A 19849-nucleotide genomic window follows, 5' to 3' on the forward strand; every position below is an offset into this window, starting at 1 on the left:
GCAGGCGAGTTGCGGACAAGCGCCCGCGGGTGAGGAGTTCGAAAGTGGCAGGGCGGCAGCGGATCGACCGCGTCAGGCGCCAGTACAACCAGTGGGTCGCCAACCAGACGTTGGAGGACTATGCGCTCCGCTTCACGGCCAAGAGCGCGCGGCGCTGGTCGGCCGCCCGCGTCGCCAACACCGCGCTGGGCGCAATCTCGTTCCTGGCGCTGGAGGCCATCGGCGGCACAATCACCTTGAACTACGGCGTGACCAATGCGACCGCCGCCATCCTGGTCGCCAGCGTGATCATCTTCTGCTGCGGCCTGCCGATCGCCTATCATGCAGCGAAATGCGGCATCGACATCGACCTGCTGACGCGTGGCGCCGGCTTCGGCTACATCGGCTCCACCATCACCTCGCTGATCTACGCCTCCTTCACCTTCATCTTCTTCGCCATCGAGGCGGTGATCCTCGCCTCCGCCCTCGAGATGTGCTTCGGCATTCCGCGCCCGGTCGGCTATCTCATCAGCGCCGTCGTCATCATCCCGCTCGTGACCTACGGCATCACGCTGATCAGCCGCTTCCAACTGTGGACGCAGCCGCTGTGGGTCGTGCTGCACGTCCTGCCCTTTGCCGCAATCGCCTATGCGAGCCCGCACTCCTTCGCCGATTGGCTGCAGTTTCCCGGCGAGCATGGCGATCCCATGGGCCATCTCGATCTGGCGCTGTTCGGGACCGCGGCGGCGGTCGTGTTCTCGCTGGTCGCCCAGATCGGCGAGCAGGTCGACTTCCTGCGCTTTCTGCCGCGCGATCGCCGCACGTCGAAACGGTCATGGTGGATTGCGCTGTTATCCGCAGGCCCCGGCTGGATCGTGCTCGGTGCGCTGAAGCTGCTGGCGGGCTCGTTCCTGGCCTACTTCGCGCTCAGCCATGGAGTCTCGGCCGACCGCGCCGCCGAACCGGCACACATGTATCTCGAGGCGTTCCGCTACGTGCTGGCCCGGCCGGACCTGGCGCTTGCGCTGACAGGTACCTTCGTGATCGTGTCCCAGATCAAGATCAACGTCACCAATGCCTATGCCGGCTCGATCGCCTGGTCGAACTTCTTCTCCCGCCTGACCCACAGTCACCCGGGACGCGTCGTGTGGCTCGTCTTCAACGTCGTTGTCGCGCTGCTGCTGATGGAGATCGGCGTCTACAAGGCGCTGGAGCAGACGCTGGCGCTGTACTCCAACATCGCCATCTCCTGGGTCGGCGCGCTGGTCGCGGACCTCGTGATCAACAAGCCGCTGGGCCTGCGCCCACCGCAGATGGAGTTCAAGCGCGCCCATCTCTACGACATCAATCCGGTCGGCGTCGGCGCGATGACGATCGCCACGATCGTCTCGATCTGCGCCTTCTATGGCCTGTTCGGTCCGACCGGAAAGGCGCTGTCGACTTTCGTCGCGCTCGGCGTCGCGCTCGTCACGGCGCCCGCGATCGCCTATCTGACCGACGGAAAGTACTATCTGGCGCGCAAGCCGAAGCGGAGCTGGCAGAACATCGAGCAGATCCAATGCTGCATCTGTGAGCATCATTTCGAGCCGGAGGACACCGCCTCCTGCCCGGCCTATGCCGGCCCGATCTGCTCGCTGTGCTGCTCGCTCGACGCTCGCTGTCACGATCTGTGCAAACCGCACGCGCGGGCGCAAGCCCAGGTCGCCGCGGCGCTTGGCGGCATGCTGCCGGGGTCGGTGCTCGCCAAGATCAACTCGCAGCTCGGTCACTATGTCGGTGTATTTCTGACATCGGCCGGACTCGTCGCGCTGACGCTCGGCATGATCTATCTGGAGACCTCGGCGGCGCTGCCAGGATTCAAGGGCATCATCTCCGACGTGCTGTGGAAGGTGTTCTTCGCTCTCTCCATCATCATCGGCGTCGTGACCTGGCTGTTCGTGCTGGCGCAGCAGAGCCGTCGCGCCGCCGAGGCCGAGACACGCCGGCAGACGCAGCTGTTGATTCAGGAGATCGAGGCGCACAAGCGCACCGACGCCGAGCTGCAGCGCGCCAAGGAGGTTGCGGAGTCCGCCAACCTCGCCAAGAGCCGCTATGTCGTCGGCCTCAGCCACGAGCTGCGCTCGCCGCTGAACGCGATCTCCGGCTATGCGCAACTGCTCGAGCAGGACACGAGCCTCGCACCAAAGCCGCGGGACCAGGTCCGCGTCGTCCGCCGCAGCGCCGATCATCTGTCCGGCCTGATCGACGGCATCCTCGATATCTCCAAGATCGAAGCCGGGCGGCTGTATCTGTCGCGCGACGAGGTCCGTCTCAGCGAATTCCTCGACCAGCTTGTGGGCATGTTCCGATTGCAAGCCGCCGCCAAGGGCGTCGACTTCGTGTTCAAGCGGCCGGCGGTGCTGCCGCTGGTCGTCTACGCCGACGAGAAACGGCTGCGCCAGATCCTGATCAACCTGCTGTCGAATGCGATCAAATTCACCGCGGAAGGCAGCGTCCAGTTCGTCGTGCATTATCGCAGTCCGGTCGCGGAGTTCGAGGTGATTGATACCGGGCCCGGCATCCAGCCCGACGACCTCGAGCGCATCTTTGCGCCGTTCGAGCGCGGCGCGCTCGGGGCCGCTCAACCGCAGACCGGCACGGGACTGGGCCTGACGATCAGCCGCCTGCTCGCCGGGGTGATGGGCGGCGACATCAAGGTCGAGAGCAGGGTCGGCACCGGCAGCACCTTCAAGGTCAAGATCCTCCTGTCCGAGGTCACCAACCCGACGCGGCATGCGCCGGTGAAGGCGCCGGTCGCCGGCTATCTCGGACCGCGCAGGACGATCCTGATCACCGACGACGATCCCGTCCATCGCGACCTCCTGCGCGAGGTGCTGACGCCGCTCGGCTTCATCCTGCTGAGCGCGCCCGACGGTCCCGCCTGCCTCGCGCTCGCACAGCACTGCCAGCCGGATCTGTTCATTCTGGACATCTCGATGCCCGGCATGGACGGCTGGACGGTGGCCGAGACCTTGCGCAACAGCGGTCATCATCAGGCCCGGATCCTGATGACATCTGCGAGCGCGCTCGAAGCTCATGGCCGGCCGCTGGCGCAACCATTCCACGACAGCTACCTGATGAAGCCGATCGACATTCCAAGGCTGCTGGAGGCGATACGTCAATTGCTGAAGCTCGAATGGAGCTACCAGACCGACATCCCAGTGGCGCCGCCACGCTGGCGGCCGGACACCGGGTCCCGGCCCCCGCTCAACTATGTCGAGGAGCTGATGAGCCTCGGCCAGATTGGCTATATCAGGGCCATTCAGCTCAAGCTCGACGACATCAGCAACGCGCATCCGGAGCATGCCGACTTCGTCGCCCAGATGCGCACGCTTATCGACCGCTTCGATCTCGATCAGTACATGGCCACTCTGAAGACCTTGCATGCCTATGAGCACTGACAGTCGGAAGCGCGACGTCGCGCTGGTGGTGGACGACTCGCCGGAGACGCTTCGGCTGCTCACCGACGCGCTGGATGGTGCCGGCATGACGGTCATGGTCGCACTCGATGGCGCCGCGGCCATGCGCATCATCGACCAGATCACGCCGGACATCATCCTGCTCGACGCGGTCATGCCCGGCATGGACGGCTTTGAGACCTGCCGCAAGCTCAAGCGCGAGACAGGTCTCTCCAACGTCCCCGTCATCTTCATGACCGGGCTCGCCGATACCGAGCATATCGTGAAGGGACTGGAGGCTGGCGGCGTCGACTACGTCACCAAGCCGATCGCCGTCTCGGAGATGCTGGCGCGCATCCGCGTGCATCTCGCCAACGCCCGGATGACGCAGAGCGCCCGCGCCGCGCTCGACGTCTCCGGCCGCTTCCTGCTGGCCGTCAACCGCGAGGGACGGCTGATGTGGGCAACGCCGCAGGCCCAGAAGCTGCTGTCGGACAGTTTCGGCACCGCCGACGAGCTCGTTCTGCCCGAAGCGCTGCGGCTCTGGCTGGATCAGGCGCAGAACGGCGGCGGGAAGGCCGCCGCTTCGATCCCCGATCATCCCGAATTGCGCCTCTATTACATGGGCGGAGCCGGGCCCAACGAGTTCCTGCTGCGGCTCGCCAAGGAGTCCTCCGGTGAGTTGCCAAAGGAATTCTCCAGCGAGTTCGGTCTCACGACGCGCGAGGGCGAAGTGCTGTCATGGCTCTCCAAGGGCAAGACCAACCGCGACATCGCACAGATCCTGGGACTGAGCCCGCGGACCGTCGACAAGCACCTCGAGCAGATCTACGCCAAGCTCGGCGTCGAGAACCGAACCGCCGCCGCGGCGATCGCGACGGGGGTGACGCGGCGGGAGGGATGAGACGGGCGGCGCACTCAGAAGCGCGCTCTGAAACTCGCTGTCGTCCCGGGCAAGCCCGCTGACGCACAGCGTCAACGGGCGCCGACCCGGGACCCATACCGCGTGATCTCGCTTGGGGCAGGATGTAAGCTGGCGTCGTGCCTCACATATCCGGCTGTGGTTATGGATCCCCGCGTTCGCGGGGATGACACCGAGGTTAGAGCGACAGCGAGTACTCCACCCCTCGGCGCTCACCCATATACGAACGCCGGATCATCCAGATCGATCGCCGGAATCTGGTCCTTCTCGCTCCAATAGTCCTGGCTGTGCTGCCACTCCGGCTTGTCGCCGCGCTTGGGCAGCAGATGCATGTTGCGCATCATATAGCCGGGATTGAAGTTCTCCGGGTCGATCCATGGCAGCAGCGGCATGTTGTGATCCTCCGGGCGCAGCGCCGGCACGACCTTGCTCACGCCCTTCTCCTTCATGTGCGCGAGCAGGCGGCACACGAAATCCGCGACCAGATCGGTGCGCAACGTCCAGCTGGCGCGGAAATAGCCGAACACCCAGGCGAGGTTCGGCACACCCGTGAACATCATGCCGCGATAGGTCACGGTGTCGGCAAAGTCGAGCGGCTTGCCGTCGATCGAGAATGCAATGTCGCCGAGCACGCAAAGATCAAAGCCGGTGGCAGTGATGATGATGTCGGCCTTGAGCTCGTCGCCGGACTTCAGCTTGATGCCGCCTTCGGTGAAGCGTTCGATCTCGTCGGTGACGACGGAGGCTTTGCCACTCTTGATGCCCTCGAACAGATCGGCATCCGGCACGAACGCGATGCGCTGTCGCCACGGGCGATAGCTCGGGGTGAAATGCTTGGCCGCCTGTTCGGGGCCGATGATGGCGCTGATCTGGCCGATCAGCTCCTTCTTGACCTGCTCGGGCTCCGTCAAGCAGCGCTTGGTGAACCAATCCTGCTCGAACAGGATCTTGCGCCTGACGATCTCGTGGATCCACTCCTCCTTGACATCAAGCCGACGCAACTCCTCGGCCAGCTCGATCGCGTTGCGGCCGATGCGGAAGTAGGTCGGCGAGCGCTGCAGCATCGTCACATGCGCGCATTTTCCGGCGATCGACGGCAGGATGGTCGCGGCCGTCGCACCGGAGCCGATGACCACGACCTGCTTGCCGGTGAGATCGAGATCCTCAGGCCAGAGTTGCGGATGCACGATGCGGCCCTTGAATTTCGCCATGTCCGGCCACTCCGGCGTGTAGCCCTTGGAGTGGCGGTAGTAGCCCTGGCACATCCAGAGGAAATTCGTGGTGAAGGTGACGGGCTGCTGATCCCTGCCCTTCACGGCTTGGACCGTCCAGAGATTGGTCGCGCTCGACCAGCTGGCCGACACGATGCGGTGGCCGTAGCGGATGTGGCGGCCGAGATCGTTCTCTTCAATCACCTCGCCCATGTAGCTGAGGATTTCTTCCGCGGTCGCGATCGGCGGCCCGACCCACGGCTTGAAGCTGTATCCAAACGTGTGCAGGTCGCTGTCGGAGCGGATGCCGGGATAGCGGTGCGTCCGCCAGGTGCCGCCGAAGCCGTCCTGGCTCTCCAGGATCACGAAGCGCTTGTCGGGCATCTGCCTGGTCAACTGATAGGCGCTGCCGACACCGGAGATGCCGGCGCCGACGATGAGCACGTCGAAATGTTCGGTCGCGTGAGAGGACGCGGCCTCCCGGATGGGCGCGATGACGTTCATGGGAGTCCCTGGGCTTTGGTCTTGATGTTGTTTCCTCGCGTGACAGGCTGAACCCGATCACAGCGACGGTCAACCCATCGCGAAGCGCGGCGTCGTGAACGCTGCGCCTCAATTTCCGCCGAGCGGCATGCCCCACTGCCGCGCGGTCTGCACGACCCAATCGCGATACAACGTGAGCGGCGTGACGCCGGTCATGCCGCCGCAGCCATCGCCGAGATTTGGCCCGGTCGACCATGAGATGACGCCGATCAGCACCTGTCCTTGCGCCTGCGTCTCGAATGCAGGCCCGCCGGAATCCCCGGTGCAGCCACCGAGCCCGGACCGCACGCCTTGCGTCGCCGGATCGACCAGCCGGATCTGCAACGTGCCCGGCCTGCCTGTGGCCACCAGCGCCGCGCCGCGCACCACGCCCCCGCTCTTGCCGTCGCCGGGGACGGCGACACCGATGCCTGCGACCGTGAATGCGTTGCCGGCGGCAAGCGGCGGCTGCGGCACGCCGAGCACCACCGGCACGCGCTCCTTCGCTGGCGCCTCCAATTCCAGCAGCGCGACATCGGCGGTGGCGCGATGCGCCAGGATGGCCTGCACGCTGAAGCTGGGATGCACCGCCACCCGCCGGACCGTCTTGAGAACCGGCCTGCGGTCGCGATCGTATTCCACGATGCGGTAATCGAGACCCGGCTGCACGCAATGCCCGGCGGTCAGCACCAGCTTCGGGGCAATCAGCGCGCCGCTGCAGAAATTGCCGCGCGAGCCGACGATCGTGACCACGGCGCGGCCGATGCCATCATTCAGCGCCGGCGCATTGCCGACGATGGCCAGGGCCTGCGACGGCGCCAGCAGAGCGGCGGCTGCAATGATTGCGTGATACGGCTTCATCGCGGCAGCAATAGCGGCTGACGCCGAGGTCGCCAAGTGCGGCATCCCATGCTAGCGATCATCCAGGGATCAAGGAAGGACAGGACTGACATGGTCGAGGCGGTGATCTTCGATTTTGGTGGCGTGCTGACGACATCGCCGTTCGAGGCATTCGCACGGTTCGAGAAGGAGCGCGGCTATCCTGTCGACATCATCCGCAACACCAATGCCGCCAACCATCTCGAGAACGCCTGGGCGAAATTCGAGCGGGCCGAGATCGACCTCGACACTTTCGACCGGCTGTTCGCGGAGGAGTCGCTGGCGCTGGGCGGCGCTGCGGTCAGCGGGCGGGAGGTGCTGCCACTGCTCACCGGCGACCTCCGTCCCGACATGGTCGAGGCGCTCCGCCGCATCAAGGCGGAGTGCAAGACCGGCTGCATCACCAACAATCTGCCGGCGAACGCAATCGGCAGCCAGGGCGGCCGCTCGTTGTACGTCGCGGAGGTGATGGCGCTGTTCGATCACGTGATCGAGTCGGCCAAGATCGGCCTGCGCAAGCCCGATCCCCGGATCTACCAGATGATGACCGAGACGCTCGGCGTCAGCCCCGCGGACTGCGTCTACCTCGACGATCTCGGCATCAACCTGAAGCCGGCGCGCGAGATGGGCATGACGACGATCAAGGTGGTCAGCGCAGCGCAGGCGATCGCCGAGTTGGAAGCCGCGACGGGTCTGAGCCTGCGCTGATCGTCATTGCGAGGCATCCTTGCGCCGAAGCAATCCGAAGGCTTCGTGGGATTCTGAATTGCGTCGCTGCCCTCGCAACGGCGCTGATCCTAATCGTTCGTCTGTTTGGCCCGATCCGGAAATGCCGCCGCCAGTGCCGCGCCGTCGGCCCGCAGCACGCCGCGCTCGGTGATCAGCCCGCTCACCAGCCGCGCCGGCGTGACGTCGAAGCCGTAGTTTGCGACCGGCGATCCCGGCGGCACGATGCGCACCGTCTCGATACGGCCGTCGGCGGTGCGGCCGGTCATCTCGGTGACTTCCTGCGCACCGCGCTGCTCGATCGGGATCTGTCGTCCCTCGGCGACCGCGAAATCGATCGTCGGCGACGGCAACGCGACATAGAACGGCACGCCGTTGTCGTGTGCCGCGAGCGCCTTGAGATAGGTGCCGATCTTGTTACAGACATCGCCGTTGGCGGCGACGCGGTCGGTGCCGACGATGGCGAGATCGACCATCCCATGCTGCATGAGATGGCCGCCGGTGTTGTCCGGGATGACGGTGTGCGCCACGCCATGATGACCGAGCTCCCAGGCGGTCAGCGACGCGCCCTGATTGCGCGGCCTGGTCTCGTCGACCCACACATGGATCGGAATGCCGCGATCATGCGCGAGATAGATCGGCGCGGTCGCCGTGCCCCAATCGACGGTCGCAAGCCAGCCGGCATTGCAGTGGGTCAGCACGTTCACGATTTCGCCCGGCTTCTTGCGCGCCGCGGCCGCTTCGATCAGCGCGAGGCCATGCGCGGCGATGCCCTGGTTGATCGTGACGTCCTCGCCGGCAATGTCGACGGCGCGGGAATACGCCGCATCTCGCCGCTCCGACGGCGCCAGCCGGCGCAGCATCGTGCCCATCGTGTCGAGCGCCCATTTCAGGTTGATCGCCGTCGGCCGCGTCGCGATCAACATCTCGTAGGCGCGGTCGATGCCGGGATCGGAGCGGTCGTCGCGCATCGCCAGCGCCATGCCGAAGGCGGCGGTGGCGCCGATCAGCGGCGCGCCGCGAACCAGCATGCCGCGGATCGCGTCCGCCGCCTCCTCGCATGTCGTGATCTTCGCCACCACGAACTCGTGCGGCAACCGGCGCTGATCGATCGCGCAGACCGACCAGCCGTCGGAGTCGAGCCAGATGCTGCGATAGTGCCGGCCGTCCACCTTCATGTTCGATCCCCCTTCAACCGCGCAAGATACGGCCTGCGACCGCATCGAGCTTGTTCAGAAGCTCGGGATCGCGCGCCTCCGGCGCAGTGATCAAGGCGGTGTCGAGCGCACGGTCGGAGCCGATCGGGCACGGTTCGTGCTCGCGCGGAAACTCGCGGGCGAGCCGCGCCACTAGTGATTTCGCCTTGTCGGCGTTGGTGGTGAGCACGCGAATGATGTCCTGCACGGTAACGGCGTCGTGATCCGGATGCCAGCAGTCGAAGTCGGTCACCATCGCGACCGTCGCGTAGCAGATCTCGGCCTCGCGAGCGAGCTTCGCCTCAGGCATGTTGGTCATGCCGATCACCGAATAGCCCGACGCCTTGTAGGTCATGCTCTCGGCATAGGTCGAGAATTGCGGTCCCTCCATGCAGACATAGGTGCCGCCGCGCGCGATCGCGATGCCTTCGGCCTCGGCCGCCGCCGCCAGATGAATGCGCAACCGCGGCGAAACCGGATGCGCCATCGAGACGTGGGCGACGCATCCCCTGCCGAAAAACGAGCTCTCACGCTTGTAGGTGCGATCGACGAACTGATCGACCAGCACGAAAGTGCCCGGCGGCAGCTCTTCCTTGAACGAGCCGCAGGCCGACAGCGACACCAGGTCGGTGACGCCAGCGCGCTTCAGCACGTCGATGTTGGCGCGGTAATTGATGTCGGACGGGGACAGCCGGTGTCCCTTGTCATGGCGCGGCAGGAACACGATCGGCAGCCCCGCGATCGTCCCCCGGCGCAATGGCGCCGACGGCTCGCCCCATGGGCTCGCGATCACCTCTTCGCGGGCATCTTCCAGTCCCGGCAGATCATAGATGCCCGAGCCGCCGATAATGCCAAGCACAGCCTTCGTCATGACGTCCCCATCTCCAATGGAGACGAGAATGCCAGCTTTGCGACGGATTGAAAACAGCGACGCGGTGAACCGCGGGGCGTGGCAGCGGGTCAGGCGGCCTTGGCTGCCGCCAGCTGACCGCTCACCAGACGCTCCAGCGTGGCGACAGACTGGAAGTTCTCCGGCGTGATCAGCTCCTGCGGAATGGTGAAATCGAACTCCGATTCGAGCGCCAGCATCAGGTTGACCATGTCCATTGACGTCAGCCCGATGTCGACGAGCTTTGCATCCGCCGTCACGTCGGTAGAACTGGCGTTCTGCGCGAGGATATCGCGGACGAGCGCCACGATCCTGTGACTGACATCGACATCGAAACTCGGCATGGGGACCTCTTCACTCGCGGCTTGTTCCGGCACGTCGAATCTGATCGACGCTCGCGCAGGGAGATAACGCAATCCGGCGGCAAAAGAGTTACGCCGCATCCCCGTTCCAGGTCTGAACTCGTCTTAACGCTAACGGCTTGACCCGAAATTCTCGGACCGAAACAACCAGGAATTAACCCCCACCCGTCGATTGCACAGCGTTTACCCTGAATTTCGTCGACGTATTTGAATCAAATCCATACCCTGCGAGCAGCCCCAAAAAGAAGGCGCAGTGCATCTGTCCTGATCTTGCGAGGACGCACGTGCCGATCTCTCAACGAGACAAAATCCGGAGTATCGATCGGTCATGACTCTCCAGGGAACCGCGCTTCGCAACCCGATCCCCGATGATGGCGAGAGCCTTCTGCTCGATCGCAGCTCCTTGTTCCTGCAGCGGACCGCGGCTGTGGCCGCGCAGGCCGCCGCGGAAGCCGACGAGGTCGACAGTGACGGCCGCTTCCCCAAGGCCGCAATCGATGCGGCACGCGAGCACAAGCTGCTCGGGATGCAGATCCCGGTCGAGTTCGGCGGCTTCGGAGCCTCGATCCACGACATCGCCGACGTCTGCTATGCGCTCGGCCGCGCCTGCGCCTCCAGCGCCATGATCTTCGCCATGCACCAGACCAAGGTCGCCTGCCTTGTGCGTCACGGCCGCGGCAGCGCCTACATGGAATCCCTGATGCGCCGTATCGCATCCGAGCAGCTGCTGATGGCCTCTTCCACCACCGAGGGACAGAACGGCGGCAACATCCGCGCCAGCGCCGCGGCCGTCGGCCACGACGGTAACCGCATCTCGCTGAAGCGCGACGCCACGGTGATCTCCTATGGTGCCGAAGCCGACGGCCTCGTCACCATTGCCCGTCGCGCCGACAGCGCAGCCGCCTCTGATCAGGTGTTGCTGGCGCTGACGACGGACGATTATACGATCTCGCGTACCCTTGGCTGGGAAACGCTGGGCATGCGCGGCACCTGCTCGACAGGATTCGCGCTGGAGGTGAGCTGTCCGTCCGACCGCATGTTCACCGAATCCTATGACCGCATCCACGGCCAGACGATGACGCCGTTCGCGCATCTCTGCTGGTCATCGGCCTGGGCCGGCATTGCTGCGGCCGCGGTGGAGCGCGCCCAGCGCTTCCTGCGCAAGGCCGCTCGCGGCGCCGGCGGACAGATGCCGCCGGCAGCTGCACATTACACCGCGGCTAAGATGGCGCTGGCCCGGCTGCGCGCAATGATCGTCACCAACATGGATGCCTTCGTCGCCCATGAATATGACGAGCGGGCGCTGAGCTCGCTCGACTTCCAATCCTCGATCACGCTGTTGAAGGTGCAGGCCTCGGAGCTTGCCGTTGAGACCGTGATGCATGCGATGCGCGCCTGCGGGCTCTCGGGTTATCGCAACGACGGCGAGTTCTCGATCGGCCGCCACCTGCGCGATGTTCTGTCGGCGCCGATCATGATCAACAACGACCGTATTCTCACGAACATTGCCACGGCCAATTTGATGAGCACGGTACCGGCCTCGCTCCATGAATGACCGCGCCGATCGCAGCCATTGCCTCCACCCAGGATTTGCACAATGACGATCCCCGTTCTCCCGCAGTCGCCCGAGATTGCGCCCCAGCCGGCCGACGCGCTCGATCATCTGACCGACGCCCTGTTCCACCGCATGGGCGCGGATGGCGTCTATGCACGGACCGCGCTGTATGAAGGTGTTGTGGAGCGGCTCACGACGCTCATCACGCGGCATCGTGAGCCCGGCACGGAGGTCATGCGCTTCCCGCCGGTCATGAGCCGGACGCAGCTTGAGAAGTCCGGCTATCTCAAGAGCTTTCCAAATCTGCTCGGCTGCGTCTGTGGCCTGCACGGCACCGAGCGGGACATCCACGAAGCCGTGGCACGTTTCGACAAGGGCGGCGACTGGACCACCTCGTTGTCGCCGGCCGACCTCGTGCTGTCGCCCGCAGCCTGCTATCCGGTGTATCCGATCGCGGCGAGCCGTGGTGCACTGCCAGTCGGCGGCCTACGCTTCGACGTCGCGGCCGATTGCTTCCGCCGCGAGCCGTCGCGGCATCTCGACCGCCTGCAGTCGTTCCGTATGCGCGAATATGTCTGCATCGGCACACCCGACGACGTCTCGGCATTCCGCGACCGTTGGATGGTGAAGGCGCAAACGATCGCCCACGATCTCGGGCTGTCGTTCCGCGTCGATCACGCCAGCGACCCGTTCTTCGGTCGCGTCGGCCAGATGAAGGCGGTCAGCCAGAAGCAGCAGGCGCTGAAATTCGAGCTCCTGGTGCCGTTGCGATCGGAAGAGCAGCCGACCGCCTGCATGAGCTTCAACTATCACCGCGAGCATTTCGGCACGACCTGGGGCATCGACGACGCCGACGGCGCGCCGGCGCACACCGGTTGCGTGGCCTTCGGCATGGACCGCCTCGCGGTCGCGCTGTTCCATACCCATGGCATCGATCCGACGCGCTGGCCGTCACGCGTGCGCGACGCGCTACAGGTGGAGCGTCAGCCCGACGTCGTCGGCTGACGCCGCCCCGTCATCGTCGGGAGATCGGCAGACAACCTCATGACCGCGCGCAAGCCGCTGATCCGCTGCCGGGAGATCGGGGAGCCCGATCTCGACGCGGTCGCCGACCTGCTCACGTGCGGATTTCCCCGGCGGCCCCGCGAGTATTGGGGCACGGGCCTGCACCGCCAGACGACGCGTCCGGCGCCCGAAGGCTATCCCCGCTATGGCTACCTGCTCGAGAATGACGGCGCTGCCGTCGGCGTGCTGCTGCTGATCTACAGCAATCGGGGCACACCCGCGCAGCCGCAGATCTGGTGCAACCTGTCGAGCTGGTATGTCGAGCCGGCCTTTCGCAATTATGCGACGATGCTGACCCGGATCGCGCAGCGCCTGCCCGAGGTGACCTACGTCAACATCAGCGCCGCGCGCCAGACCTGGCCGATCATCGAGGCGCAGGGCTTTCGTGCCTACTGTCACGGCCTGTTCTTCTCGATTCCCGCAATGTCATTTGCCGGCCGCGGCGCGCAGGTGGAGCAGGTCGCCGTAGACGCGCAGGCGCTCGATGGGCTTCCACCCGGCGAGGCTGACCTGCTGATCCGCCACGCAGGCTATGGCTGCCTCAGCATCGTGGTCCGGTCGAAGCATGGCCCGATTCCGTTGGTGTTGCAGCAGCTCCGTATCCGGCAAGGACGCTTCGCACTGCCGGCAATGCAGCTGATCTACTGCCGCGACACCTCCGACTACGCCGCCTGCGCCGGCGCCGTGGGCCGCTTCCTGCTGCCGCGGGGACGCGTGTCAGTCGTCGTCGACGCCAATGGGCCGATCCCGGGGCTCTCCGGCGTCTACACCCAACGCCGCGGCCGCAAATACATCAAGGGACCTGAGCCGGCTCGGCCCGGCGATCTCAGCGACACCGAGCTTCCGATCTATGGGGCCTGACCTACGCCGCGGCCCTGACCCGGTGCGCATGGTCCCAATACAGCCTGCGTGCGCGGCTGAAGACGGGACCGATTGGCAGCGTCCGGTCGTCGATGCGGATCACCGGCGCGACCTTGGCGAAGTTGCCCGACGAGAAGATCTCGTCGGCGTTCAGGAAATCGTCATATCGGAGCGTCGTCTCGACCACACTGACACCATCGCCTCGCAGCAATTCGATCACGCGCTGTCGCGTGATCCCGTTGAGGAAGGTTCCGTTCGGCACCGGCGTGAAGACAACGCCGTCGTTGACCATGAACACGTTGGCATTGCCGAACTCCGCGACGTTGCCGAGCAGATCCAGCATCAGGCAGTTGTTGAAGCCGCGCGAGGCCGCTTCGATCAGCGCGCGCGAATTGTTCGGATAGAGGCAGGCCGCCTTGGCGTCGACCGGCGCGCATTCGGCCGTCGGCCTTCGGAACGGCGACAGCGTGATGGCGTTGCCCGTCGGCTGCGGCATCGGCGCCTCATAGATGCACAGGCACCAATTGGTGGTGTCGGGATCGAACAGGACACCGCCGCCGGCGCCATGCTGCGCCCAGTACATCGGGCGGATGTAGAGCTCGGCTCCCGCTCCGAACCGCGCGATCCCTTCCCGCGCCAGCCCCATCCAGGTCTCGACGTCCACCACGGGTTTGAGCCGGAAATTGATCGCGGACTGATTCACACGCGCGCAGTGCCGATCGAGATCGGGCGTCACGCCTTCGAACGCGCGCGCCCCGTCGAACACGGTCGATGCGAGCCAGGTCGCGTGGGTCCGCACGCCCATGATCGGCGCATTGCCCTCGCGCCATTCGCCGTCGAAGAAGGTCCAGGTCTGCGAGTAGCTGACAGGCTTGACGATGTGGGTCATGGCGGCGCTCCCGTTCGGCATCGATCGTTGTCTGCACTTCTGGCTTGAAGATTTTAAGGATTTCCCCGCCGCGGTCTGCCGCTCATGATCGATTCACTGCTGATGGGCACAATGGTCGCTGCCTTGGTTAACTGGAGCTGTCATGCCGCTCGACCCTCGCGCCCAGCGCCTGCTTTCGATGGTAGCTGCCGCTATGCCGGAAAGCCGGCAGCATCCGAGTGTCGGGCAACGCCGGCAGTCGCTGGCCAAGCTGATGCAGTTCGCGCGGAACGACTGCGGCGCCGTCATCACGCGGGATGGCACGTTCGCCGGCCCCTCCGGGCCGCTTCGCTATCGTCTGTATTCGCCGGCAGCAGACCCGGACGATAGCGCGGCGCCTCCCGGTTTCGTATATCTTCACGGCGGCGGCCTCGTGGCGGGCAACATCGACACGCACGACAAGGTCGCCGCCGCGCTTGCCGCCGCCTCCGGCTGCCGGCTGCTCTCGATCGACTATCGCCTCGCGCCCGAGCACCCGTTTCCCGCAGCGGTCGAGGATGCAATCGCTGCCGTTCACTTCGCCATCGATCACGCGGCCGTACTCGGCATCGACGGCAATCGGATGGTGATCGGCGGCGATTCCGCGGGCGCGACGCTCGCCGCCGCGGTTTGTCAGCAGGCCCACGTCCGCGCCGACCTCAGAATCGCGGTGCAGTGCCTGATCTGCCCGGTGCTCGACTTTTTCAATCCCTGGCCGTCGCGCGAGCTGTTCGGGACTGGCTACCTGATCGACAGGGGAACGTGGCAGGCGGACCTCGCCGACTGTCTGGACGGCAAGACCGATGTCGCGCATCCACTGATATCGCCGCTGTGCCGCGAGACGCTGGCCGGGCTTCCGCCCGCCGTGATCCACACCGCAGAGTTCGATCCGATGCGTGACGAGGGCAATGCCTATGCGGCACGGCTTGCGGAGACCGGCGTCACGGTCGCGCATGTCTGTCACGACGGCATGGTCCACAATTTCCACGCGCTCGGTGCGATCCTGCCGCAGGCCAAGGTCGCGCTGGAGCTGGTCGGGCAGCAGATCCGGTCGCTGCTGCGGGTTTCTTCTATGCGCTAATTCGAAGTTCTTCGGCCACATCTCGTTAGGGTTATTTCGTCGTTGTTGTCGCGAATTATTGCCCGCTTTACGCCTGCGCTCCTACAACGGCACCACTCGCGGAATACGAGCAGCTCGCCGCATTGATCGAAGCGAGCGGGGAGATCGCCGATGCGCAACGAGACGATTGCAATCCACGCCGGCTATGAGCCGGAGGCGACCACCAAGGCCGTCGCGGTTCCGATCTATCAGACCGCCGCCTACGCCTTCGACAGCGCCGACCACGGCGCCGCGCTGTTCAATCTCGAAGCCGAGGGCTATCGCTACAGCCGGATCTCCAATCCGACCACGGCGGTGCTCGAGAAGCGCGTCAGCGAGCTCGAGGGCGGCGTCGGCGCGCTCGCCGTCGGCACCGGACAGGCGGCGCTCCACTTTGCATTCGTCAACCTCGCCGATGGCGGCGGCAACATCGTCTCGGTGCCGCAGCTCTACGGCACCACGCACACGCTGCTCGGTCACATCCTGCCGCGTCAGGGCATCACTGGACGCTTTGCCGACAGCGATGCGCCCGACGCCATCGAGCGTCTCATCGACGACAACACCAAGGCGGTGTTCGCGGAGACGATCGGCAACCCCGCCGGCAATGTCTGCGATATCGAGGCGCTGGCGAAGGTCGCGCACCGCAACGGCGTGCCACTGATCGTCGACAACACCGTCGCGACACCGATCCTGCTGCGGCCGTTCGACTACGGCGCCGACATCGCGGTGCATTCGCTGACCAAATTTCTCGGCGGCCATGGCACGACGCTGGGTGGCATGCTGGTCGACAGCGGCAACTTCCCCTGGAAGGATCACGCCGACCGCTTTCCCGCCTTTACCCAGCCCGATGCGTCCTATCACGGGATGGTCTACGCCGATCATTTCGGCCGCAGCGCCTACATCCAGCGCGCGCGCAGCGTCTATCAGCGCACCATGGGCGCGGTGCTGTCGCCGTTCAATGCCTTCCTGCTGCTGCAGGGTATCGAGACGGTCGCGCTGCGCATGGAGCGCCACGTCGAGAATGCGCGCAAGGTCGCCGAATTCCTCCGCAACGATCCGCGCGTGGCGTGGGTCAACTACGCCGGCTTCGCCGACAGCCGCTACTATCCCCTCGTCCAGAAATATCTCGACGGTCGCGCGTCGTCGCTGTTCACGTTCGGGATCAACGGCGGCATGGAGGCCGGCAAGGCGTTCTACGACGCCCTGAAGCTGGTCACGCGGCTGGTCAATATCGGCGATGCGAAGTCGCTGGCCTGCCATCCCGCATCGACCACGCATCGGCAGATGCCGCCGGACGACCAGCGCAAGGCGGGCGTCCTTCCCGAGACGATCCGGCTGTCGATCGGCATCGAGCATGTCAGCGACATCATCGAGGATCTCGACCAGGCGCTCGCCCAGGCCTGCCCTCGCCCGCGTCAATTGGATGCGGCGGAGTAGAGCGATCAGCCGATGACCCTGCTGTTCGACCGACATCGCAGGATCGCGAGCCCTGCCCTCGCGCCCGCCGAGTTCGACGACCGGGGCCGGCGCCCGATCGAGCTTTCGATCGGCCTCGTCAACAACATGCCGGACAGCGCCTTGAAGGCGACCGATCTCCAGATCGCCCGCCTGCTGCAGCAGTGCGCGCCGCGGCACGTCCGCATCCGCCTGCACTGCTTCTCGCTGCCCTCCATCATGCGCTCGCAGGCGGCGAGGCACCACGTCGCCCAGTCCTACGCCGACATCGGGTCGCTCGACCGGCTCGGCATCGACGGCCTGATCGTGACCGGCGCCGAGCCCGTCGCGGCGGCCTTGCGCGACGAGCCTTATTGGTCGGACCTCACCTCGGTCATCGACTGGGCCAGAACCAACACCCGCTCGACGATCTGGTCCTGTCTCGCGGCCCACGCGGCCGTGCTGCATCTCGACGACATCGAGCGGCAGCGGCTGGCGAGCAAATGCTCCGGCATCTTCGACTGCGAGAAGGTCCAGGACGACTGGCTCACGCACGGCATCCATTTGCCGCTCCAGGTGCCGCACTCCCGCCTCAACGCCGTCAACGAGCCGCTGCTGGCGGAGCGCGGCTACGACATCCTGACCCGGTCTGACGAGGTCGGCGTCGACATCTTCGCGCGCTCGATGCCAAGCCGGTTCGTGTTCTTCCAGGGCCATCCCGAATATGACGCGCTCTCCCTACAGCGCGAATACATGCGCGACATCGCGCGGTTTCTCGCCGGTCAGCGCGACGACTATCCGCGGCTGCCGAAATCCTACTTCAGCGCCGAGAGCGAGGCGGTGCTCAACGCGTTCGAGTGGCGGGCCAAGGAAAGGCGCGACCCGACGCTGGCGGCCGAGCTTCCGGGGTTGACGTTGCGGCCTGACCTCGCCGCCGAAAGCGCTGCACAGACGCTGTTCAGGAACTGGATCGCCCATCTCGGGCAGACCGGCTAACGCCAAAGTCCGCCCGACATCGGATCGATCGCGCATCGGCGCGCCTTCTGTTAGATTGGTGCGACACGCCTCCTCTGCAAGGTTCCGATGGCCCGACGCACCGGCAGCGCCGATCTTCCGCTCCATTCCGGACGCGTGCCGGCCTGGCTCGGCATGCGCATGGCCTCGCTTGGCGCCATCATCACCCAGGCCATCGTGCATCATTACGGCCGCGACGAATTCCTGGCGCGGATGGCGCATCCGTTCTGGTTCCAGTCGTTCGGCGCCGTGATGGGCATGGACTGGCATTCCTCCGGCATCACCACCAGCGTGATCGGCGCGCTGAAGCGCGGACTGAAGCCGCTGTCCGGCGAGCTCGGCATCTACGTTTGCGGCGGCCGCGGCGAACACTCGCGCAAGACGCCCGACGAGTTGCGCCTGCTCAGCGACCGGCTCGGCCTCGACGGCGAGGAGCTGGTGCGCACCAGCAAGCTGGTCGCCAAGGTCGACAGCGCCGCGGTGCAGGACGGCTTCGACCTCTATCTGCACGGTTTCTTCGTCACCACGGACGGCAAATGGACCGTGGTGCAGCAGGGCATGAATGGCGATGCCCGCCAGGCGCGACGCTATCATTGGCACTCGCGCGAGCTTGCGAGCTTCGTCGACGCGCCGCACAGCGCCATCGATGGTCCCGTCCAGGGCGAGATCGTCAATCTCACTGACAGGCGCGCCGCGCCGTCGCGCGGCGCGCAGCTCGAACTGCTCACCGAGCTTGGCCCCGACCGCGTCGTCACCGAGTTCGAACGGCTGAGCACGCCGCAGCCGGCGCAGGGCGTCCTGCCGCATCTGGTCATGCCTGCGCATCACGACGTCAGGCCGAAGGACGTGTTCGCCCGCCGGCTGCACGGCACGCTCGCGGCCGCAGCCGAGCGCGGTCCCGTCGACTTTCCCGACCTGCTGCTGACGCCGGGCGTCGGCGCCCGCACCGTGCGCTCGCTCGCCATGGTCGCCGAGGTCGTGCATGGCGCGCCCTATCGATTCAGCGATCCGGCGCGGTTCTCGCTGGCGCATGGCGGTAAGGATCGTCATCCCTATCCGGTGCCGATCAAGGTCTATGACGAGACCATCCGCGTGCTCAAATCAGCCGTCGGCAACGCCAGGCTCGGCCGCGACGAGGCGCTGTCGGCCCTGAAGCGGCTCGACGACCAGGCGCGCCGGCTGGAGCGCAGCGCGACCGGCCCCTCGCTCGAGGCCTACATCGCCACCGAGCGCGCCGCCTCGCCCGAGCTCGACGGCCGCTCGGTGTTCGGCTGGGAGCGCGATCTCATCCAGCGCACCGGCGAGGCGTAGCGGCATGCCGGCGCGCAGCGCGGGCGTGCTCGCGTTTCGCAGGACCGCCGACGGATTGGAAGTACTGCTGGTGCATCCCGGCGGCCCGTTCTGGCGCCACAAGGATCTCGGCGCCTGGTCGATCCCGAAGGGCGAATTCGGCGCCGGCGAGGCGGCCGAAGCCGTGGCGCGGCGCGAATTCGCCGAGGAGCTTGGCACCGCGCTGACGGTGCCGCTCGTCCCGCTCGGCGAGATCAAGCAGCGCGGCGGCAAGGTGGTCGAGGCATTCGCCGCCGAGACCGATCTCGATGCCGGCGGCATCACCAGCAACGCATTCGAGCTCGAATGGCCGCCGCGCAGCGGCCGTCTCCAGCGTTTTCCCGAGGTCGACCGCGCCGCCTGGTTCGACCTCGCCGAGGCGAGGGTCCGGATCAATCCGGCCCAGGCCACACTGCTCGACCGTCTCGTGGCGATCGGCGGAGGGTGAGCTGTCACCATCCG

At 65.9% G+C, this 19849-nt stretch carries 17 protein-coding genes; 11 read left to right on the plus strand and 6 right to left on the minus strand.

Annotated elements, in window-relative coordinates:
- Window positions 1–44 precede the first annotated feature (44 nt).
- A complete protein-coding gene (locus QW845_RS11500) occupies window positions 45–3419 on the plus strand; it encodes an ATP-binding protein (RefSeq protein ID WP_315801687.1) in 3375 nt (1124 codons plus the stop codon).
- Window positions 3409–4320 carry a response regulator transcription factor gene (locus QW845_RS11505; protein ID WP_315801777.1) on the plus strand — a complete coding sequence of 304 codons (912 nt, stop codon included), beginning with the start codon at window positions 3409–3411 and terminating at the stop codon, window positions 4318–4320. Before QW845_RS11500 ends, QW845_RS11505 begins: the two co-directional genes overlap by 11 nt.
- Before the next feature lie 230 nt (window positions 4321–4550).
- Here the strand turns inward: QW845_RS11505 and QW845_RS11510 are convergent, their stop codons facing one another.
- Window positions 4551–6053: an NAD(P)/FAD-dependent oxidoreductase gene (locus tag QW845_RS11510; protein WP_315801688.1), complete on the minus strand. Its 1503-nt coding sequence runs from the start codon at window positions 6051–6053 to the stop codon at window positions 4551–4553.
- 108 nt (window positions 6054–6161) lie between these two features.
- Window positions 6162–6932: a S1 family peptidase gene (locus tag QW845_RS11515; RefSeq protein WP_315801778.1), complete on the minus strand. Its 771-nt coding sequence runs from the start codon at window positions 6930–6932 to the stop codon at window positions 6162–6164.
- A gap of 90 nt (window positions 6933–7022) precedes the next feature.
- On the opposite strand from QW845_RS11515, the gene QW845_RS11520 reads away from it, so the two are divergent.
- Window positions 7023–7658, plus strand: a complete 636-nt coding sequence (locus tag QW845_RS11520) for an HAD-IA family hydrolase (RefSeq protein WP_315801689.1) — start codon at window positions 7023–7025, stop codon at window positions 7656–7658.
- Between the two features lie 89 nt (window positions 7659–7747).
- On the opposite strand, the gene mtnA is transcribed toward QW845_RS11520, so the two are convergent.
- The 3 genes from mtnA to QW845_RS11535 form a co-directional block, all read right to left on the minus strand.
- Window positions 7748–8854 carry an S-methyl-5-thioribose-1-phosphate isomerase gene (mtnA, locus tag QW845_RS11525; protein WP_315801690.1) on the minus strand — a complete coding sequence of 369 codons (1107 nt, stop codon included), beginning with the start codon at window positions 8852–8854 and terminating at the stop codon, window positions 7748–7750.
- A 13-nt stretch (window positions 8855–8867) separates the two neighbouring features.
- A complete protein-coding gene (locus tag QW845_RS11530; protein WP_315801691.1) occupies window positions 8868–9743 on the minus strand; it encodes an S-methyl-5'-thioadenosine phosphorylase in 876 nt (291 codons plus the stop codon).
- 89 nt (window positions 9744–9832) lie between these two features.
- Window positions 9833–10105 carry a phosphopantetheine-binding protein gene (locus tag QW845_RS11535; RefSeq protein ID WP_315801779.1) on the minus strand — a complete coding sequence of 91 codons (273 nt, stop codon included), beginning with the start codon at window positions 10103–10105 and terminating at the stop codon, window positions 9833–9835.
- 346 nt (window positions 10106–10451) lie between these two features.
- On the opposite strand from QW845_RS11535, the gene QW845_RS11540 reads away from it, so the two are divergent.
- From QW845_RS11540 to QW845_RS11550, 3 genes are read left to right on the plus strand one after another with little or no spacing between them, the layout of a single operon-like run.
- Window positions 10452–11678: an acyl-CoA dehydrogenase family protein gene (locus tag QW845_RS11540; RefSeq protein WP_315801692.1), complete on the plus strand. Its 1227-nt coding sequence runs from the start codon at window positions 10452–10454 to the stop codon at window positions 11676–11678.
- Window positions 11679–11720: 42 nt separating this feature from the next.
- The gene (locus QW845_RS11545; protein WP_315801693.1) at window positions 11721–12683 is read left to right on the plus strand and encodes an amino acid--[acyl-carrier-protein] ligase; all 963 of its coding nucleotides are present in this window, start codon (window positions 11721–11723) and stop codon (window positions 12681–12683) included.
- Window positions 12684–12722: 39 nt separating this feature from the next.
- Complete coding sequence (locus QW845_RS11550; protein WP_315801694.1) at window positions 12723–13604, plus strand: acyl-CoA acyltransferase; 882 nt, start codon at window positions 12723–12725, stop codon at window positions 13602–13604.
- 1 nt (window position 13605) lies between these two features.
- Here QW845_RS11550 and QW845_RS11555 read toward each other — a convergent pair whose 3' ends face one another.
- A complete protein-coding gene (locus QW845_RS11555; protein WP_315801695.1) occupies window positions 13606–14493 on the minus strand; it encodes a branched-chain amino acid aminotransferase in 888 nt (295 codons plus the stop codon).
- Between the two features lie 142 nt (window positions 14494–14635).
- On the opposite strand from QW845_RS11555, the gene QW845_RS11560 reads away from it, so the two are divergent.
- The 5 genes from QW845_RS11560 to QW845_RS11580 all read left to right on the plus strand — a co-directional run bounded on the left by QW845_RS11560 (window position 14636) and on the right by QW845_RS11580 (window position 19835).
- Window positions 14636–15592 carry an alpha/beta hydrolase gene (locus QW845_RS11560; protein ID WP_315801696.1) on the plus strand — a complete coding sequence of 319 codons (957 nt, stop codon included), beginning with the start codon at window positions 14636–14638 and terminating at the stop codon, window positions 15590–15592.
- 150 nt (window positions 15593–15742) lie between these two features.
- The gene (locus QW845_RS11565) at window positions 15743–17047 is read left to right on the plus strand and encodes an O-acetylhomoserine aminocarboxypropyltransferase/cysteine synthase family protein (protein ID WP_315801697.1); all 1305 of its coding nucleotides are present in this window, start codon (window positions 15743–15745) and stop codon (window positions 17045–17047) included.
- A gap of 12 nt (window positions 17048–17059) precedes the next feature.
- Complete coding sequence (locus tag QW845_RS11570) at window positions 17060–18040, plus strand: homoserine O-succinyltransferase (protein ID WP_315801698.1); 981 nt, start codon at window positions 17060–17062, stop codon at window positions 18038–18040.
- Between the two features lie 87 nt (window positions 18041–18127).
- A complete protein-coding gene (locus tag QW845_RS11575) occupies window positions 18128–19369 on the plus strand; it encodes a DUF763 domain-containing protein (RefSeq protein WP_315801699.1) in 1242 nt (413 codons plus the stop codon).
- A 4-nt stretch (window positions 19370–19373) separates the two neighbouring features.
- Complete coding sequence (locus QW845_RS11580; protein WP_315801700.1) at window positions 19374–19835, plus strand: NUDIX domain-containing protein; 462 nt, start codon at window positions 19374–19376, stop codon at window positions 19833–19835.
- Window positions 19836–19849: the final 14 nt, after the last annotated feature.

The sequence above is a fragment of the Bradyrhizobium sp. SZCCHNS3002 genome (assembly GCF_032377435.1).
Taxonomy (GTDB): Bacteria; Pseudomonadota; Alphaproteobacteria; order Rhizobiales; family Xanthobacteraceae; genus Bradyrhizobium.

Excerpts from the sequence above, each read along its gene's own strand:
- QW845_RS11505 (WP_315801777.1), top strand. The coding sequence starts at position 3,409 with ATGAGCACTGACAGTCGGAAGCGCGACGTCGCGCTGGTGGTGGACGAC.
- QW845_RS11510 (WP_315801688.1), bottom strand. The coding sequence starts at position 6,053 with ATGAACGTCATCGCGCCCATCCGGGAGGCCGCGTCCTCTCACGCGACC.
- QW845_RS11515 (WP_315801778.1), bottom strand. The coding sequence starts at position 6,932 with ATGAAGCCGTATCACGCAATCATTGCAGCCGCCGCTCTGCTGGCGCCG.
- QW845_RS11520 (WP_315801689.1), top strand. The coding sequence starts at position 7,023 with ATGGTCGAGGCGGTGATCTTCGATTTTGGTGGCGTGCTGACGACATCG.
- mtnA (WP_315801690.1), bottom strand. The coding sequence starts at position 8,854 with ATGAAGGTGGACGGCCGGCACTATCGCAGCATCTGGCTCGACTCCGAC.
- QW845_RS11530 (WP_315801691.1), bottom strand. The coding sequence starts at position 9,743 with ATGACGAAGGCTGTGCTTGGCATTATCGGCGGCTCGGGCATCTATGAT.
- QW845_RS11535 (WP_315801779.1), bottom strand. The coding sequence starts at position 10,105 with ATGCCGAGTTTCGATGTCGATGTCAGTCACAGGATCGTGGCGCTCGTC.
- QW845_RS11540 (WP_315801692.1), top strand. The coding sequence starts at position 10,452 with ATGACTCTCCAGGGAACCGCGCTTCGCAACCCGATCCCCGATGATGGC.
- QW845_RS11545 (WP_315801693.1), top strand. The coding sequence starts at position 11,721 with ATGACGATCCCCGTTCTCCCGCAGTCGCCCGAGATTGCGCCCCAGCCG.
- QW845_RS11550 (WP_315801694.1), top strand. The coding sequence starts at position 12,723 with ATGACCGCGCGCAAGCCGCTGATCCGCTGCCGGGAGATCGGGGAGCCC.
- QW845_RS11555 (WP_315801695.1), bottom strand. The coding sequence starts at position 14,493 with ATGACCCACATCGTCAAGCCTGTCAGCTACTCGCAGACCTGGACCTTC.
- QW845_RS11560 (WP_315801696.1), top strand. The coding sequence starts at position 14,636 with ATGCCGCTCGACCCTCGCGCCCAGCGCCTGCTTTCGATGGTAGCTGCC.
- QW845_RS11565 (WP_315801697.1), top strand. The coding sequence starts at position 15,743 with ATGCGCAACGAGACGATTGCAATCCACGCCGGCTATGAGCCGGAGGCG.
- QW845_RS11570 (WP_315801698.1), top strand. The coding sequence starts at position 17,060 with ATGACCCTGCTGTTCGACCGACATCGCAGGATCGCGAGCCCTGCCCTC.
- QW845_RS11575 (WP_315801699.1), top strand. The coding sequence starts at position 18,128 with ATGGCCCGACGCACCGGCAGCGCCGATCTTCCGCTCCATTCCGGACGC.
- QW845_RS11580 (WP_315801700.1), top strand. The coding sequence starts at position 19,374 with ATGCCGGCGCGCAGCGCGGGCGTGCTCGCGTTTCGCAGGACCGCCGAC.